At 69.8% G+C, this 16,860-nt stretch carries 18 protein-coding genes and 1 riboswitch; of the genes, 9 read left to right on the plus strand and 9 right to left on the minus strand.

Annotated elements, in window-relative coordinates; genetic code table 11:
* The first annotated feature begins 186 nt into the window (after nt 1–186).
* Nucleotides 187–1,665 carry a replicative DNA helicase gene (gene dnaB / locus D1J63_RS18530; RefSeq protein WP_125630083.1) on the plus strand — a complete coding sequence of 493 codons (1,479 nt, stop codon included), beginning with the start codon at nt 187–189 and terminating at the stop codon, nt 1,663–1,665.
* Nucleotides 1,666–1,769: 104 nt separating this feature from the next.
* Nucleotides 1,770–3,155 carry a serine hydrolase domain-containing protein gene (locus tag D1J63_RS18535; protein WP_125630085.1) on the plus strand — a complete coding sequence of 462 codons (1,386 nt, stop codon included), beginning with the start codon at nt 1,770–1,772 and terminating at the stop codon, nt 3,153–3,155.
* 72 nt (nt 3,156–3,227) lie between these two features.
* Here D1J63_RS18535 and D1J63_RS18540 read toward each other — a convergent pair whose 3' ends face one another.
* Both D1J63_RS18540 and D1J63_RS18545 read right to left on the minus strand, forming a co-directional pair.
* Nucleotides 3,228–3,680: a GNAT family N-acetyltransferase gene (locus tag D1J63_RS18540; protein WP_102932590.1), complete on the minus strand. Its 453-nt coding sequence runs from the start codon at nt 3,678–3,680 to the stop codon at nt 3,228–3,230.
* Between the two features lie 21 nt (nt 3,681–3,701).
* Entirely contained in the window at nt 3,702–4,166 is a 465-nt protein-coding gene (locus D1J63_RS18545; RefSeq protein ID WP_125630087.1) for a MarR family transcriptional regulator, read from the minus strand.
* Between the two features lie 141 nt (nt 4,167–4,307).
* Here D1J63_RS18545 and D1J63_RS18550 point away from each other — a divergent pair, with 141 nt between their 5' ends.
* Nucleotides 4,308–5,516, plus strand: a complete 1,209-nt coding sequence (locus D1J63_RS18550; RefSeq protein ID WP_102932592.1) for an MFS transporter — start codon at nt 4,308–4,310, stop codon at nt 5,514–5,516.
* Nucleotides 5,517–5,622: 106 nt separating this feature from the next.
* The gene (locus D1J63_RS18555; RefSeq protein WP_125630089.1) at nt 5,623–6,042 is read left to right on the plus strand and encodes a heme-binding protein; all 420 of its coding nucleotides are present in this window, start codon (nt 5,623–5,625) and stop codon (nt 6,040–6,042) included.
* 93 nt (nt 6,043–6,135) lie between these two features.
* Here the strand turns inward: D1J63_RS18555 and D1J63_RS18560 are convergent, their stop codons facing one another.
* The 6 genes from D1J63_RS18560 to D1J63_RS18585 all read right to left on the minus strand — a co-directional run bounded on the left by D1J63_RS18560 (nt 6,136) and on the right by D1J63_RS18585 (nt 10,831).
* The gene (locus D1J63_RS18560; protein ID WP_125630091.1) at nt 6,136–7,002 is read right to left on the minus strand and encodes a GNAT family N-acetyltransferase; all 867 of its coding nucleotides are present in this window, start codon (nt 7,000–7,002) and stop codon (nt 6,136–6,138) included.
* Between the two features lie 76 nt (nt 7,003–7,078).
* On the minus strand, nt 7,079–7,561 hold the full coding sequence (locus tag D1J63_RS18565; RefSeq protein ID WP_125630093.1) for an NUDIX hydrolase: 483 nt from the start codon (nt 7,559–7,561) through the stop codon (nt 7,079–7,081).
* A gap of 70 nt (nt 7,562–7,631) precedes the next feature.
* Nucleotides 7,632–8,528, minus strand: coding sequence for a LysR family transcriptional regulator (locus D1J63_RS18570; RefSeq protein ID WP_125630095.1), 897 nt, complete (start codon nt 8,526–8,528; stop codon nt 7,632–7,634).
* Between the two features lie 251 nt (nt 8,529–8,779).
* On the minus strand, nt 8,780–9,958 hold the full coding sequence (locus D1J63_RS18575) for a cystathionine gamma-lyase (RefSeq protein ID WP_125630097.1): 1,179 nt from the start codon (nt 9,956–9,958) through the stop codon (nt 8,780–8,782).
* Nucleotides 9,955–10,449: a low molecular weight protein-tyrosine-phosphatase gene (locus D1J63_RS18580; protein ID WP_125630099.1), complete on the minus strand. Its 495-nt coding sequence runs from the start codon at nt 10,447–10,449 to the stop codon at nt 9,955–9,957. Before D1J63_RS18580 ends, D1J63_RS18575 begins: the two co-directional genes overlap by 4 nt.
* Before the next feature lie 4 nt (nt 10,450–10,453).
* A complete protein-coding gene (locus D1J63_RS18585) occupies nt 10,454–10,831 on the minus strand; it encodes a phage holin family protein (RefSeq protein WP_030403100.1) in 378 nt (125 codons plus the stop codon).
* Between the two features lie 60 nt (nt 10,832–10,891).
* Between D1J63_RS18585 and D1J63_RS18590 the strand changes: the two genes are divergently transcribed.
* The 4 genes from D1J63_RS18590 to D1J63_RS18605 all read left to right on the plus strand — a co-directional run bounded on the left by D1J63_RS18590 (nt 10,892) and on the right by D1J63_RS18605 (nt 13,158).
* Nucleotides 10,892–11,209: a cupin domain-containing protein gene (locus D1J63_RS18590; protein ID WP_003975009.1), complete on the plus strand. Its 318-nt coding sequence runs from the start codon at nt 10,892–10,894 to the stop codon at nt 11,207–11,209.
* A gap of 151 nt (nt 11,210–11,360) precedes the next feature.
* Nucleotides 11,361–11,573, plus strand: a complete 213-nt coding sequence (locus D1J63_RS18595; protein WP_007388908.1) for a DUF5326 family protein — start codon at nt 11,361–11,363, stop codon at nt 11,571–11,573.
* 321 nt (nt 11,574–11,894) lie between these two features.
* Nucleotides 11,895–12,620: an IclR family transcriptional regulator C-terminal domain-containing protein gene (locus tag D1J63_RS18600; protein WP_102932633.1), complete on the plus strand. Its 726-nt coding sequence runs from the start codon at nt 11,895–11,897 to the stop codon at nt 12,618–12,620.
* A gap of 100 nt (nt 12,621–12,720) precedes the next feature.
* The gene (locus tag D1J63_RS18605) at nt 12,721–13,158 is read left to right on the plus strand and encodes an SsgA family sporulation/cell division regulator (RefSeq protein ID WP_007388906.1); all 438 of its coding nucleotides are present in this window, start codon (nt 12,721–12,723) and stop codon (nt 13,156–13,158) included.
* A 48-nt stretch (nt 13,159–13,206) separates the two neighbouring features.
* Here D1J63_RS18605 and D1J63_RS18610 read toward each other — a convergent pair whose 3' ends face one another.
* The gene (locus D1J63_RS18610; protein ID WP_125630101.1) at nt 13,207–14,715 is read right to left on the minus strand and encodes a YibE/F family protein; all 1,509 of its coding nucleotides are present in this window, start codon (nt 14,713–14,715) and stop codon (nt 13,207–13,209) included.
* Between the two features lie 71 nt (nt 14,716–14,786).
* Nucleotides 14,787–14,976: riboswitch (TPP riboswitch) on the plus strand.
* Here D1J63_RS18610 and thiC point away from each other — a divergent pair.
* Nucleotides 14,969–16,813: a phosphomethylpyrimidine synthase ThiC gene (gene thiC, locus D1J63_RS18615; protein WP_125630103.1), complete on the plus strand. Its 1,845-nt coding sequence runs from the start codon at nt 14,969–14,971 to the stop codon at nt 16,811–16,813. (Overlaps the previous riboswitch by 8 nt.)
* The last annotated feature ends 47 nt before the right edge of the window (nt 16,814–16,860 follow it).

Genomic DNA, 16,860 nt, shown 5'->3' on the forward strand with positions numbered 1-16,860 from the left:
ATAACCAGATTGGCTGACGGTGCCCGCAGGCCTACGGTTATCCGGCGCCCGCTCCGTCCGTCGGCTGGTGAATCGTCACAAAACCGACGCGCCAGAACCGGAGTTGGGCGTCTTATTTGTCAGTGCCGTGCCGTAGAAATGAGAGGCACGGCGAGGTCCGCTCGGCGGACGGGAGGAGGTGGCTCGGTGAGCATTTCCGAGCCCTTGGACGACCCGTGGGCCGACAGCGGTCCCAGCGATCGTCTGCCTGCTTCCCGCCGCCGCGGTGAGGGCGGCCGCAACCGCGACGAGCAGCACGAGCGCGGTTCGGACAACGGTGCGTGGGACGGCGGCGGCCCGTCCTTCGAGCGGGTGCCGCCGCAGGACCTGGACGCCGAGCAGTCCGTGCTCGGCGGCATGCTCCTGTCCAAGGACGCCATCGCCGACGTCGTCGAGATCCTCAAGGGCCACGACTTCTACAAGCCGGCCCACGAGACGGTTTACCAGGCCATCCTCGACGTCTACGCCAAGGGCGAGCCGGCCGACCCGATCACGATCGCCGCCGAACTCACCAAGCGCGGCGAGATCAACAAGGTCGGCGGCGCCTCGTATCTGCACACCCTCGTACAGACCGTGCCGACGGCCGCGAACGCCGCGTACTACGCGGAGATCGTGCACGAGCGGGCCGTCCTGCGCCGCCTGGTGGAGGCCGGCACCCGGATCACGCAGATGGGATACGCGGCCGACGACGACGTCGACGAGATCGTCAACCGCGCCCAGGCCGAAATCTACGCCGTCACCGAGCAGCGCACCAGTGAGGACTACCTGCCGCTCGGCGACATCATGGAGGGCGCGCTCGACGAGATCGAGGCGATCGGGTCGCGCAGCGGCGAGATGACCGGTGTGCCGACGGGATTCACCGACTTTGATTCGCTGACCAACGGCCTGCACCCCGGGCAGATGATCGTCATCGCCGCCCGTCCCGCGATGGGAAAGTCGACCCTGGCGCTGGACTTCGCCCGGGCCGCCTCGATCAAGAACAACCTGCCGAGCGTCATCTTCTCGCTCGAAATGGGTCGCAACGAGATCGCGATGCGACTGCTCTCCGCCGAGGCCCGCGTCGCGCTGCACCACATGCGGTCGGGCACGATGACGGACGACGACTGGACCCGGCTGGCGCGCCGGATGCCCGACGTGTCGGCCGCGCCGCTCTACATCGACGACTCCCCGAACCTGTCGATGATGGAGATCCGCGCCAAGTGCCGTCGCCTCAAACAGCGCAACGACCTCAAGCTGGTCGTCATCGACTACCTCCAGCTCATGCAGTCCGGCGGCTCCAAACGCGCCGAGAGCCGGCAGCAGGAGGTCTCGGACATGTCCCGTAACCTCAAGCTCCTGGCGAAGGAGCTGGAGATCCCGGTCATCGCGCTCTCCCAGCTGAACCGTGGTCCCGAGCAGCGCACCGACAAGAAGCCGATGGTCTCCGACCTGCGTGAGTCCGGTTCGATCGAGCAGGACGCCGACATGGTCATCCTGCTGCACCGTGAGGACGCCTACGAGAAGGAGTCGCCGCGCGCGGGCGAGGCCGACCTGATCGTGGCCAAGCACCGTAACGGCCCGACGGCGACGATCACGGTCGCCTTCCAGGGCCACTATTCGCGCTTCGTGGACATGGCACAGACCTGACGCCCGGCCAGGGGACCTCCACGCGTCCTGCCCCACCCGACCGAGGACCGTGCCACGGGGGAAATCGGCTCGACGTGAGAAGTGCCGACGGGTGGACTGGGCGCATGACGACACCTGAGCAAGAACTGCTTCCCACCACCCGCCGGGCCCTGACGCACCGCATCGCCGTTGCCCAGGCCGAGGGGCGCACGCCGTCGCTCGTAGCGGCGGTGGTCCGGGGCGGACAGACCGTGTGGCACGGGGCGCGGACCTCGGTCGACGGGCACGGACCGGACGAGACCGTGCAGTACCGGATCGGCTCGATCACCAAGACGTTCACCGCCGTCCTCGTCCTGCGGCTGCGCGACGAGGGCGTGCTCGACCTCGGGGATCCGCTGGAGAAGCATCTGCCGGGTACGAAGGCGGGGGAGGCCACGATCGCCGAGCTGCTCGCGCACTCGGGCGGTCTGGCCGCCGAGTCGCCCGCGCCGTGGTGGGAGCGGACGCCCGGCTCGCTGCGGCCCGAGCTCGCCGATGTGCTGGGTGAGCAGCCGCTCCTGCACCCCGTGGGGCGCCGCCACCACTACTCCAACCCCGGCTACACCCTGCTCGGCGCGCTGGTCGAGAAGCTGCGCGGTGCTCCGTGGGAGGAAGTGCTGCAGCGAGAGGTGCTGGACCCGCTGGGGCTGGAGCGTACGGCCCTGCGTCCCAGTGCCCCGCACGCCGGTGGCTGGGCGGTCCATCCGTGGGCCGACGTGATGCTGGCCGAGCCCGTCGAGGACCTCGGGCTGATGGCCCCGGCAGGACAACTCTGGTCCACCACCGGGGATCTGGCGCGGTTCGCCGTCTTTCTGATGCGAGGAGACGACAAGGTACTCGGCGTGGAGTCCGTGCGCGAGATGCGGGCGCCCGCCGCGCCGGCCGAGGCGGCGGATGTGGTGGACGGTGCGGCGTACGGACTGGGGCTGCAGCTCCAGCACCGGGACGGGCGGTTGCTGGTGGGCCACTCCGGGTCCCTGCCGGGCTTTCTGGCCAACCTCATCATCGACGTGGAGGACGATGTCGCCGCGGTGGTCCTGACCAACTGCACGTCCGGGCCGCTGCTCGCCGGGGTCGGAGCCGACCTCGTGCGCATCGTCGCCGAGGCGGAGCCCCGGATCCCTGAGCCGTGGCGCCCGTTGCGGGACGTCGACTCCTCGGTACTGGAGCTGGCGGGGCAGTGGTACTGGGGGACCCACGCCTTCGCCCTGCGGCTGACGCCCGGCGGAGGGGTCTCGCTGGGGCCGCTGTCGGGCCAGGGCCGTCGCTCACGTTTCCGGGCGAACGGTGACGGCAGCTGGACGGGGCTGGAGGGCTATTACGCGGGGGAGTTGCTCCGGGCGGTGAGGCGCCCGGACGGAACGGTGAGCCATCTGGACCTCGGCTCCTTCGTCTTCACGCGTCAGCCGTACGAAGAGGGCTCCGGTGTACCCGGCGGTGTGGACCCGGAAGGGTGGCGAGGGATCGGCTGACTGTCCGGCCCGGCCCTGTTTCACGTGAAACAGGGCCGGGCACCGTGGAGGGCGCGTGGCTCGAGTCGTACCTCAGAGCTGGAGCTTGAACCCTGTGTGAGAAGCCGAGAAGCCCAGACGCTCGTAGAAGCGATGGGCGTCGGTACGGGTCCTGTCGGACGTGAGTTGCACCAGGTGGCATCCCTGCCGCCGGGACTCGTCGATCGCCCACTCGATGAGCTGGGTGCCCAGCCCGCTGCCGCGCTCGTCGCCGTGGATGCGGACGCCTTCGATGATTGAGCGGGTGGCACCGCGCCGGGACAGGCCGGGGACGATCGTCAACTGGAGCGTGCCGACGACACGGTCCTCGCGGACGGCCACCACGAGATGCTGGTTCGGATCGGTCCTGAGCCGTTCGAAGGCGGCCATGTACGGGCCCAGGTCGTCCGGTGATTCGCGTTGTGCGCCCAGCGGGTCGTCGGCGAGCATCGCGACGACCGCAGGAATGTCCCGGGCGGTGGTGGGGCGTATTTCGAGGTCTCCCATGACCGCACTCTAGAACCGGACCTAGGCGGGCACAGGTGCCTTCAGCGTCTCCACTGCCCGGACCAGCGGGGCCAGGTCGGGGTTCGCGGCCGCGTCGTCGAGGGCCTCGCGCAGGGCGGCGTCATTGGTGGGCCGCGCCTCGCTGAGCAGCTGCAAGCCCGCCGCGGTGACGTTGGTGTAGATGCCGCGTCGGTCGGTGGGGCACAGATAGCGCTCGAGCAGGCCACGGTCCTCGAGCCGGGTGACCAGCCGGGTGGTCGCGCTCTGGCTGAGGACCACGGCGTCGGCGACCTGTTTCATCTGCAGATGCCCCCCGTCGCCGTCGTGCTGCCTGCTGAGCACGTCGAGCAGCGAGTACTCACGGACGCTCAGGTCGTGGCCGGCCTGCAGAGCGCGCTCGATGTGGGCCTCGATCCTCCCGTGCAGCAGGGAGAGGGCGCACCAGCCCTGGGAGAGGGCGGTGAGCGCGGGATCCGTCGCTGTCATGTGGTTCCTCCGTCCAGGGGCGGCTCAGACCAGGGTAGACCAGCGCCGCAATTGCCTGCGTTTGCATATAGCCCGCGTGTGCAACTATTGTCTTCGAACGTAAAGCGCTCTTGCAATCGTTTCGGAAGGTGTACCCCCTCCATGCCTCTCGCGCTTCTGGCCCTCGCGATCGGGGCCTTCGGGATCGGAACGACCGAGTTCGTGATCATGGGCTTGCTGCCCGAGGTCGCGAGCGACTACGGGGTCTCCATCCCCACCGCCGGATACCTGGTGACCGGATACGCGCTCGGCGTGATGTTCGGCGCCCCGCTGATGACCGTGCTCGGCACCAGGGTTCCGCGCAAGCGGATGCTGATGCTGCTGATGGGCCTGTTCATCGTCGGCAATCTGCTCTCCGCCCTCGCCCCCGTCTTCTCCGTCATGCTGATCGGCCGCGTGGTCGCCTCGCTCGCGCACGGCGCCTTCTTCGGCATCGGATCGGTCGTCGCGGCCGGTCTGGTCGCTCCGCACAAGAAGGCCGGCGCCATCGCGATGATGTTCACCGGACTGACTGTCGCCAATGTCGTCGGTGTCCCGCTGGGCACGCTGATCGGGCAGACCGCCGGCTGGCGCGTCACGTTCGCCGTCGTCGCCGTGCTCGGGGTCGTCGGTCTGGCCGGAGTCGCCAAGCTGGTCCCCGACGTGCCCAGGGCCGAGGGCGTGCGGCTGCGCCACGAGGTGGCCGCGTTCAAGAACGCCCAGGTCCTGCTCGCGATGGCCATGACCGTCCTCGGCTTCGGCGGGGTCTTCGCGGCCATCACCTACATCGCGCCGATGATGACCCACGTCGCCGGCTTCGCCGACGGCTCGGTCACCTGGCTGCTGGTCCTCTTCGGCCTCGGCATGGTCGGTGGCAACCTCGTCGGCGGCCGGTTCGCCGACCGTGCCCTGATGCCCATGCTGTACATCTCCCTGGGTGCGCTGTCCGTCGTGCTCGCCCTCTTCACCCTCACCGCGCACGACAAGATCGCGTCCGCCGTGACCGTCGTCCTGATCGGCGCCCTGGGCTTCGCCACCGTCCCCCCGCTGCAGAAGCGCGTCCTGGACCACGCGCACGGCGCTCCGACCCTCGCCTCCGCGGTGAACATCGGCGCCTTCAACCTCGGCAACGCCCTCTCCGCGTGGCTCGGCGGCGTCGTCATCGCGGCCGGCTACGGATACACCGCCCCCAACTGGGTCGGCGCCGTGCTCGCAGCCGCCGCTCTCGTCCTCGCCGTCCTCTCGGCCGCCCTGGAGCGGCGCGGCAGCGCTCCCGGACCCGTCGTCGCCGGTTCCGTGCCCACCGAGCAGCGAGCCGCCGTCCACCACTGACCGACCGGGGCGCGGGGCCAGGGCCGCCCCCGCGCCCCGCGCCCCACAGACCACTGACGCCTCGTCGAGGCATCGCACCACTCAGTACAACCAAGGAGAACGACCCATGAGCACCACCGCCGTCACCCCGCTGACGATCCAGGACGCCGAAGCCCTCGTCACCGCTGCCCGCCACGCTGCCGAGGCGTCCGGCGTCACCGTCAGCGTCACGGTCCTCGACGCCGGGGGTCATCTGCTCGCCTTCCGGCGCGACGACCGCGCCGTGCTGATCTCCGGAGAGACCAGCACGCGCAAGGCCTACACGGCGCTCCAGCTGAACACCCCGACCGCCGACCTCGTCGATGCCGTGCAGCCCGGAGGCCCCTTCCACACGCTGCCCACGGCACTCGACCGGCCGCTGCTGTTCATCGCGGGCGGCGTGCCCGTGCACCGGGACGGCCGGCTGATCGGGGCGATCGGGGTGGGCGGAGGCGCACCCGAGCAGGACCACGGCTTCGCCTCGGCCGCCGTGCGGAGCCTCGCCTGACGCCAGTGGTCCTGGAGCAGCCGCGCCGTCCGACCGGGTCCGGGCCGCCCAGGAGCCGGTCGGACGGCGCGGCGCGGGGGCGTAGCGCCGAGGTCAGCCCGCCGCCACCGTCAGCGGCGCGAACCGCCGGGTCCAGTCGCCGGGCAGCTCGGTGATCCCGTAGGTCATGACCGCGTTGGGGGCGACCGCGGACAGGCCGCGCTCCTTGAGCCACGCCAGCAAATCCTCGTGCCGTACGTCGATGTCGGTGCGCAGCGGCCGGTCGGTGCGGGCCGCCAGCGAGCCGATCAGAGCCTTGGCCGTCTCGGTGTCACGGGCGATCAACGGACCCACCACGTGGGTGTCCATGTTCGGCCAGGCCGCGGCGTACCCGGTGATCCGGCCGTCCTCCTCGGCGATGCGCAACTGGTCGGCGAAGGCGGGCAGCCGCGTGACGATGTGGGTGCGGTCGGCACCGAAGACCTTCTCGTCGAGCCGGAGGATCGTGGTGAGGTCCTCGGCGGTGGCCGCGCGAGTGACGGCCCTCGGCTCCGGCCCGCCCGGGACGAAACGGCCGCGCACCATCTCCGCCCCGCCCGTCACCTTGAAACCCAGCTCCTCGTAGAGCGGCCGACCGTACGGTGTCGCGTGCAGGGTGAGGGAAACGGTGCCCAGGCCGGAGACGACGTGGCGCATCAACCGGCGTCCCACCCCCTGGCGGGCGTGTCGCTCGGCGACCAGCACCATTCCGATACCGGCGAGAGTGGGGCGCTCTTGGGGGCCGTACCCGGTGACGGTACAGGCGGCGACCAGGCCGCCATCGGGATCGTCGATGCCGTATCCCTGGCCGGCCGTGAGGAGGAACCCCCACTTGTGTTCCTCGCGCGGCCACCCCCGGTCCTCGGACAGGTCGGCGCAGGCGGTGAGATCCCGGAGCGTCAGACGGCGGATCGGTGCAGAGGCGGGGAAAGGAGTCGGCACGCAGGTCAGGCTGTCCGAGAGTGGCCGTCCGCGTCCACCTCTTTCCGGCGGAACACGCGAGCTTTCGGCCACTCGCTCAGCCGAGGTCGGGGGCGTGCATGGCACGCACACCCTCGATGTTGCCGTCCAGGTAGTGCCGCAGGGACAGCGGTACGAGGTGGACCGAGGCGATCCCGACCCGGGTGAACGGCACTCTGACGATCTCGTACTCACCGGCGGGCTCGTCGACCTCGGGGCCGTGCCGCAGGGACGGATCCATGGATGCCAGGCGGCAGACGAAGAAGTGCTGCACCTTGACTCCGGTCGCGCCACCGTCCTCGCCGATGTGCTCCACGGTGTCCACGAAGCAGGGCACCACATCGCTGATCTTGGCGCCGAGCTCCTCGAACACCTCCCGGTGCAGGGCGTCCACGACGGTGGTGTCGTCCGGCTCGACGCCTCCGCCGGGAGTGACCCAGTAGGGATCGACGCCGGGCTTGGTCCGCTTGATCAGGATGAGATGGTCGCCGTCCAGCAGGACGGCGCGAGCGGTGCGCTTGACCACGGGTCGGACGGTCATGGGAGAAATGTGGCCCGGCTGGTTCCACGTGAAACATCGTGACGCACGCCCGATTCCCGAGTCCGCCGGCTCAGTTCCAGGCGGCGGCCGCGCGCTGCAACCCCTCGTGGGCCCGGGCGATGTGCGGCATCGCCAGCGTGCCGGTGCGTGCCACCAGGAAGTACGTCCGCAACGGCGGCACCGGCGGATCGTGCAGGGCGACGACGTCCCCGCGCTCCAGCGCCTTGGCGCACAGATAGCGGGGCAGTACGGCGAGTCCCGCGCCCGCGATCGTGCAGGCGAGAACGGCGCGCAGGTCGGGAGCGACGACGGTGGCCGGAGCGGCCGGACGGGCGTCGAACACGGAGCCCCAGTAGCGGGCGACGAAGGGCAGCGACTCGTGCACCTCGACCACGGGGAGGTGTGCAAGGGCGGAGACGTCGGTGTCATGGGGCTTTTCGGCACCGGCACGCTTCGCCCAGCCAGGTGCTGCGACCAGAACGTGCACCTCGTCGCAGAGTGGAGTCGCTGTGAGCAGCGCGCCGCGGGGACGGGCCGTGGCGATGGCCAGATCGTGGTGCCCGGCCGCCAGCCCCTCCAGGGTCTGCTCGGCGTTCCCGAACGAGACGCGCAGGGCGAAGGCCCGCCCGTCGTCGCCCAGGAGGGCGGGCAGCGCCCGTTCCGCGGTGAACTCGGGAGGTCCGGCCAGATGCAGGGTTCGCAGGGCCGAGTCGTCCCCCGGTCCGGTCTCGGCGATCTCCACCAGGGCGTCGAGATGCGGGGCGGCCTTGTGGGCGAGTTCGTCGCCGATGGTCGTCGGAGTCACTCCGCGGGCCTGCCGAAGGAAGAGTGGACGGCCCAGCTGACGCTCCAGCGTGCGGATCTGCGAGGTGACGGCGGGCTGCGAGAGGCCGAGCAGCGCGGCCGCGCGGGTGAACGAACCCGCCCGGTGCACGGTGACGAAGGTACGGAGCAAGGCCAGATCCACGGAAACCCGTCCCTCTTCTGTTCTTCTCCAGCCCCCGCCCGCACCCAACTATAAATATGTCGATAGGTCGCTGTCGCCCCTGTGATTGGACACTGACACTCAGTCAACTAGCCTGGGTCGCCCGGCTCTTCGCGCGTTGAACCGGAGATGCCCGGAACCGGAGGACGGTCCGAGCCACGAGGGGGGAGGCTCGGACCGTCCGTCGTACCTGGCGCGAAGGGCCGGTGGGGGTGCGGAGCAGCGCTGCGGTGTCAGGCCGCCGTCTCGTCCAGCGCGCGCAGCAGATCGGCCACCAGATCGTCGGGGTCCTCCGCGCCGACCGAGAGCCGGATGAAGCCCTCCGGCACCGCATCGCCGCCCCAGCGTCCCCGTCGCTCCGCGGTGGAGCGCACCCCGCCGAAGCTCGTCGCACCCTCGACGAGGCGCAGCGCGTCGAGGAAACGATCGGCACGCGCGCGTGAGGGCAGCGTGAAGGAGACGACGCAGCCGTAGCGCCGCATCTGCTGCGAGGCGACCTTGTGGGACGGGTCGTCGGGCAGCCCGGGGTAGCGCAGGCCGGTGATCTCGGGCCGCGCCCGGAGCGCCTCGGCCACCTTGAGCGCGGTGGCGTCCTGCCGGTCCACCCGCAGCTGGAGGGTGGCGATCGAGCGGTGTGCGAGCCAGGCCTCCATGGGGCCGGGGATCGCACCGACGATCTTGCGCCAGCGCTTCACGGCGGCCATCGCACCGGCGTCGCGGCCGGCCACGTAGCCCAGGAGGACGTCCCCGTGGCCGGTGAGCTGCTTGGTGCCGCTGGCCACCGAGAAGTCGGCGCCGAGCTCCAGCGGGCGCTGCCCCAGCGGAGTGGCGAGGGTGTTGTCGACGGCCACCAGGGCGCCGCGCGCGTGCGCCGCCTCCACGAGCCGCCGTACGTCGCACACGTCGAGCCCCGGGTTCGACGGCGTCTCGATCCACAGCAGCTTCGCCCCGTCCAGGACGTCGAGCTGGGCGTCCCGGCCGGTCGGCGCGGTGCGCACCTCGATGCCGTACGCCTCCAGCTGCGCACGGGCCAGCGGCAGCGCCTGGTAGCCGTCGTCGGGCAGGACGGCCGTGTCGCCGGCCCGCAGCTGCGAGAAGAGCACCGAGGAGATCGCGGCCATGCCCGAGGCGAAGACGAGTGTCTCCACGTCGGCCTGTCCGGGCGCCTCCAGCTCGCCGATGGCGCTCTCGAGACGGGTCCAGGTCGGGTTCTCGTCGCGGCCGTAGGTGTACGGCCCTGTCGGGTCGCCCGGCAGGTGGAAGTGGGCGGCGAACACCGGGCCGGGCAGGGTCGGCTCGTGCTTGACGGGTTCGGGCAGCCCGGCCCGTACCGCGCGTGTGCCGTCACCGGGGCCGGAAGCGGCGCTCCCCGCGCCGGTACCCGCCCCGTCCTTCGTAGCGGAGTCGCTCATGCCGCCCGTCCTTCCACTTGCTCGCGTACGGCGGCGAGCAGCCCGGTGCTCGCCGCCTCCACCATCTCAAGGCATTCCTCGAAACCGTCCTGGCCCCCGTAGTAGGGGTCCGGGACGTCCAGGTCGTCGCCGTCGGCGGCCGGGTCGTACGAGCGCAGCAGGCGCATCTTGGCCGCGTCCCGCTCGGTGGGGGCCAAACGCCGCAGGGCCCGCAGGTGCCCCGCGTCGAGGGCGACGACCAGGTCGAGACGGGAGAACCAGGACTGCTGGAACTGGCGGGTCGTGTGATCGAGCTCGTAGCCGTTCTCCGCCAGGACGGCCACGGTGCGCGGGTCGGCGCCCTCGCCCTCGTGCCAGCCGCCGGTGCCGGCGCTGTCGGCCTCGACCAGGTCGTCGAGCCCGGCGTCCGCCACGCGCGCGTGGAAGACGGCCTCGGCCATCGGGGAGCGGCAGATGTTGCCCGTGCACACGAAACAGACGCGGTAGGTCATCGAATCAGTCCCCGTCGGGCAGGAACGCGTTGAGGGCCCACGAGACGATCGAGATGATCAGGCCGCCCAGGACGGCGGTCCAGAACCCGTCGACGTGGAAGCTCAGGTCGAGCTTGTCGGCCACCCACGACGTGAGCAACAGCATCAGGGCATTGACCACCAGCGTGAACAGGCCGAGGGTCAGGATGAACAGCGGGAAGGTCAGCACCTGCACGATGGGCTTCACCACCATGTTGACCAGGCCGAACACCAGGGCGACCACGATCAGGGTGGCGGCCTTCTCCCCGGTGCTGCCGCCGGTCAGGGTGATCTTGTCGAGCAGCCACACGGCGACCGCCAGGGCGCCCGCGTTGGCGATCGTCTTGACTAGGAAATTCTTCATGTGTCTGATCGTGGCAGACGCGATCGGAAACGAACGGTGAGGCAGGGGACGGACGAGGCGATGAAGGCATTCCGGCTGGACGAACTGGAGGCGGAGCGCGCCGCCAACGACGGTGCCTACCTGCAGTTCCTGCGCGAGCGGAACATGTCGGTCGGCCTGTACGCCCTCGACGCGGGGACGACCGACCCGCAGAAACCGCACGCACAGGACGAGGTGTACTTCGTGGTGAGCGGGCGGGCCGCGATCACCGTGGGCATGGAGACCACCCAGGTCGCCCGCGGCAGTGTGGTCTACGTGCCGGCCGGGGTCGCCCACAAGTTCCATCACATCAGCGAGGACCTGCGGGTTCTGGTGGTGTTCTCTCCGCCGGAGAGCTGAGACCGGACCCGGGGTTCCCTAGGGGATCGGTCAGGGGGAGACAAGGGATGCCAAGCCCCTGCCGTGGCCCTCGCGCCTCTAGCATCGAGTGCAGGACATCAGAGGATTCCCCGGACTGGCCGGGGTTCCCCGAAAGGTGAGGGCAAGGGCGATGCGAGAGATCTTCACGGGACTGCCGTGGTGGGTGAAGTGGATCGCGGTGCCGGTCATCGCCCTGGTCGTGTTCGGCGGGCTGATCGCCAGCGTGGTCGGGTTCGTGATCGGGCTGCTGTTCAAGCTGCTGGTCTTCGTCGCGCTCGTCGGCGGACTGATCTACGTCGTACGCAAGTTCATGTCGAGCTCGTCGTCGCGCAGCGACTGGTGAGAGAGGTGGGACACCGGTGGGGGTAACAGGAACCACCGGTTCCCTCGGGCGGGGGAAGTTTCCCGGACGGGACCTCGGTGAGCGGTGACCGACGGTTAGAGTCCGGAACTCCACGCGGGGGCGACCCCGTGCACGGCGTACACCCCCACCCGTGTTCTCCGCACGGGTTGCCTCCTCGCGTTCCGGGAGTGACCCTTGGCCACGGCTGACACCGCATTCGCTCACCTGCACGCCCTTCCCGTGCAGCCCTGCCCGACGCCTCGGACCTCCCCCAGGCCCTCCTCCGCCGACCCGCCGCCCTCCGCGACCCTGATCGGCTCCGTGCAGCGGGCGATGCGCCTGCTCGAGTGCGTCGCCGAGCACGAGTACGGCGCCCCGGCCAAACAACTGGCCCGCGAGACGGGGCTGGCACTGCCCACCGCGTACCACCTGCTGCGCACGCTGGTGCACGAGGGCTATCTGCGCCGGGAGAAGGGACTGTTCTTCCTCGGCGAGGCCGCCGAGCGGCTGAGCAGCAGCGGGGCCGAGCAGAAACGTCGCAGCACGGTGGTCGACACCATGGCCCGCTGGCGCGACGCGATCGGCGTCCCGGTGTACTACGCCATGTACCGGGACGGCGAGATCGAGGTCATGTGCGTCTCCGACACTCCGGGCAACCCGGCGGTCGAGGAGTGGGCGGACTTCCGGGAGACGGGGCACGCGCACGCCATCGGGCAGTGCCTGCTGTCCCAGTTGGACGAGGACGCCCGCCGTGACCACCTGGACCGCTACCCGGTTCGGCCGCTCACGCCGTATACGCTGCGTGACGGCCACAGCCTGTTGAAACGACTGGAGCGCATGCGCCGGATGACGCCGGTGGTCGAGCGCCAGGAATACGCGCTCGGCACGGTCTGCGCGGCCATTCCGATCACCGTCGGCACCACCGCCGCGACGATGGCCATCTCGCTCCCCCTCCACCAGGCGGACCGACTGCTGCCGGCGGCTCAGCGTTTGCAGACCGAGGTGGGGCGGCGTCTGGGTTCACTGGCGCTCTCTATCAGTATCTGAAAACTCACTCCTTGTGATCTGGTGTGTACGTTGAGCAAGATGCCACCAGTGTTAGAGGTTTGATTCCCGGACAGTCGACGGCGAATGACGGGGTAGGCGAATGGGCGAGTCCGTACAGGCAGAGGTCATGATGAGCTTTCTCGTGTCCGAGGAGCTCTCGTTCCGCATCCCGGTGGAGCTGCGGTACGAGACACGTGATCCCTACGCCGTACGACTGACCTTCCATCTGCCCGGAGACGCGCCGGTGACCTGGGCCTTCGGCCGGGAATTGCTCGTCGACGGAGTGGGCCGGCCGTGCGGCGACGGAGACGTGCGCATCGCACCGGTCGATCCGGAGCCCTTGGCCGAGGTGCTGATCCGCCTTCAGGTCGGCAGCGACCAGGCACTGTTCCGCTCCTCGGCCGCGCCTCTCGTGGCCTTCCTCGACCGCACCGACAAGCTCGTGCCCCTCGGCCAGGAGGGCGCGCTCGCCGACTTCGACAGCCACCTCGACGAAGCCCTGGACCGCATCCTGGCCGAGGAACAGAGCGCGGGCTGAACCGTTACGGCAGACGCGCAGCGGTGGCGTAACGCTTCGCCGGGCGCGTCAGCGCTTACGGCGACGGCCCCGCCCACCGCGTGCCGGCGCTCCCGCACCGGCTGCCGCCCCCGCGGCGGCGGTCGGCCGGTCCGCCGACACCACCAGGGCCGCGAGGGCCGTGGTGACCGGCACGGAGGCCACCAGCCCGATCGAGCCGACCAGCGTACGCACGATCTCCTCGGCGACCAGTTCGCTGTTGGCGACCGTCCCCACCCCGCTCTGCGCGATCGAGAACAGCAGCAGCAGGGGCAGGGCGGCGCCCGCGTAGGCCAGGACGAGCGTGTTCACGACCGAGGCGATGTGGTCGCGGCCGATGCGAATGCCCGCGCGGTACAGGCCGCGCCAGCCCATCGTCGGGTTGGCCTCGTGCAGCTCCCAGACCGCGGAGGTCTGGGTGACCGTCACATCGTCGAGGACACCGAGCGAACCGATGATGACGCCGGCGAGCAGCAGGCCGCTCATGTCGATGGACGGGTACAGGCCGTGGATGAGGCCGGTGTTGTCGTCCGTGTTGCCGGTGAGCGCGGCCCAGCCGATGAACAGCGACCCGAGTACGCCGATCAGCAGCAAGGAGATCAGGGTGCCGAGCACCGCCACGGAGGTGCGGGCCGACAGCCCGTGGCACAGGTACAACGCGATCAGCATGATGGCGCTGGACCCGATCACAGCCACGACCAGGGGGTTGGAGCCCTGCAGGATCGCGGGAAGGATGAAGAAGTTCAGCAGCAGGAAGCTGATGGTCAGCGAGACCAGCGCCATGAGACCGCGCAGTCGCCCGACGACCACGACGGCGAGCGCGAAGATGCCGGCGAGCAGGGCCAGGGGGAGCCGGCGGTTGATGTCGGTCACCGAGTACTGCAGGTCCTTGGGCGCCGAGGGTTCGTAGGCGACCACCACCTTCTGCCCCTCGTGCAACTGCCGTGACTGGTCCGGCTGCACGATCTCGTTGAACGTACGGCCCTTGTCATCGCCGGTGTCGACGCGGATGGTCGCCCGCTTGCACTCGCCCGTCGCCTGCTGCACCGCGGAGGATCCCTCGGCCGTGGACGTGTCACCGGTCGGGGTGCCGCCCGAGGCGTTGACCGACTGGCAGCTGAGCGCGACCACCTTGGTGACGGTGGCTTCCTGTGTCTGCCGGTCGAAGCCGACACCCGTGCGTTCGTGAGCAGGCGCACCGCCCGGCCACAGCACCGCGAGTCCGACCACCACGGCCGCGGCGAAGGGGATCAGGACGGCGGCGATGACCTTGCGCAGATGCCGGGAGACGGGCGCCGCGGGTCCATGACTGTGGGTGTGCGAGTGCCCGTGCCCGCCACCCGCGCCCTGTCCGCCACTCGCGCCCTGCCCGCCACCCTTCGCACCGGACCCGTGCCCGTGACCGGTCTCGGGTCTGCCCTCGGGCGCACCATGAGCGAAGGCGGGGACATGGCCGGTCGCACGACCGTCGCCCTCTTCGGCGTTCGGTCCGCGGCGGGGCCGGCGCGGTGGAAAGGGGGGATGCTGCGGTGTGGTCACCGCCCGATCATCGCAAGAACGAGGGGGGCCCTCTGGTCACCGCGCCCGAAGGGGCGCTAGCGTGGAGGCACCTTTGTACACGCGGGAGCTCGGAGCACCGGGCTGAGAGGGCGCTGACCTCCGTCCCAGCGATGTTTCACGGGAAACGTCACCGAAGTCGAGTGACGTATCCCACGAAGCACCGTCGGACGGAAGCCGCTGCGTCGACCGCCGAACCTGTTACCGGGTAATGCCGGCGTAGGGAGTAGGTCTCATGACCATCAAGGACGCACGCACGCCTGCCTCCGCGCAGAACTCCGCACACCACCCCACCCAGAACTCCGGCCAGGAGGACGCCGCGGAGACCACGGAGGCCGGGAAGTCCATCGGCTGGCACAAGGCGTACGTCGAGGGCTCACGCCCTGATCTGCGGGTGCCGGTCCGTCAGGTGCACCTCACCAACGGGCAGTCGGTCACGCTGTACGACACCTCGGGCCCGTACACCGATCCACTCGTCGACACCGATGTCCGCAGGGGCCTCGCTCCGCTGCGGGAGAACTGGATCATCGCCCGCGGCGACACCGAGGAGTACGCGGGCCGTCCCGTCCGTCCCGAGGACGACGGAATCAAGCACACCTCGCCGCGCGGCGGTCTGCGCAACCTCGACGCCGTCTTCCCCGGCCGCCCGCGCCAGCCGCGCCGGGGCCGGAACAGCACCGCGGTCACGCAGCTCGCGTACGCGCGACGGGGTGAGATCACCCCGGAGATGGAGTACGTGGCCGTCCGGGAGAACGTCTCGCCCGAAGTGGTTCGCGAGGAGATCGCGGCGGGACGTGCCGTCCTGCCCGCCAACGTGAACCACCCCGAGATCGAACCGATGATCATCGGCAAGCGGTTCCTGGTGAAGGTCAACGCCAACATCGGCAACTCGGCGGTGACGTCCTCCATCGAGGAGGAGGTGGACAAGATGACCTGGGCGACCCGGTGGGGCGCCGACACGGTCATGGACCTCTCCACCGGCCGCAACATCCACACCACACGCGAGTGGGTTCTGCGCAACTCCCCCGTTCCCATCGGCACCGTGCCGCTCTACCAGGCCCTGGAGAAGGTCGACGGCCGGGCCGAGGAGCTGACCTGGGAGATCTACAAGGACACCGTGATCGAACAGGCCGAGCAGGGTGTGGACTACATGACGGTCCACGCGGGCGTGCGCCTGCCGTACGTACCGCTGACCGCGAACCGCAAGACCGGGATCGTCTCGCGCGGCGGCTCGATCATGGCGGCGTGGTGCCTGGCGCACCACAAGGAGTCGTTCCTGTACGAGAACTTCGAGGAACTCTGCGAGATCCTCGCCGCCTACGACGTCACCTACTCCCTGGGCGACGGCCTGCGCCCGGGCTCGATCGCGGACGCCAACGACGAGGCCCAGTTCGCCGAGTTGCGCACCCTCGGGGAACTCAACCGGATCGCCAAGCGTTGCAACGTACAGACCATGATCGAGGGCCCGGGACATGTCCCGATGCACAAGATCAAGGAGAACATCGACCTTCAGCAGGAGATCTGCGATGAAGCTCCGTTCTATACGCTCGGCCCGCTGACCACGGACGTCGCGCCGGCGTACGACCACATCACCTCCGGCATCGGTGCCGCGATGATCGCCTGGTGGGGCACGGCCATGCTCTGCTACGTCACGCCCAAGGAGCACCTGGGCCTGCCCAACCGCGACGACGTCAAGACCGGCGTCATCACCTACAAGATCGCCGCCCATGCCGCCGACCTCGCCAAGGGCCACCCAGGTGCACAGGAGTGGGACGACGCGCTGTCGGACGCCCGGTTCGAATTCCGGTGGGAGGACCAGTTCAACCTGGCCCTCGACCCGGACACGGCACGGGAGTTCCACGACGAGACCCTGCCTGCCGAACCCGCCAAGACGGCCCACTTCTGCTCCATGTGCGGGCCCAAGTTCTGCTCGATGAAGATCAGTCAAAACATCACAAAGCAGTTCGGCGGTACGGCGGCTGCGGGGGCGACGGCTGAGGAAGTCGCTGAGGGGATGCTCCAGAAGTCGAAGGAGTTCGCGGCCAACGGGAACCGGGTCTATCTGCCCATGGCTGACTGAACCCAACGTGTGGGCTGACTCCCCGGCCTGGTCCCCGGTGGCTGCGT

Origin of the sequence: Streptomyces sp. KPB2, from assembly GCF_003950055.1 — a bacterium.
GTDB classification, from domain to species: Bacteria; Actinomycetota; Actinomycetes; order Streptomycetales; family Streptomycetaceae; genus Streptomyces; species Streptomyces salinarius.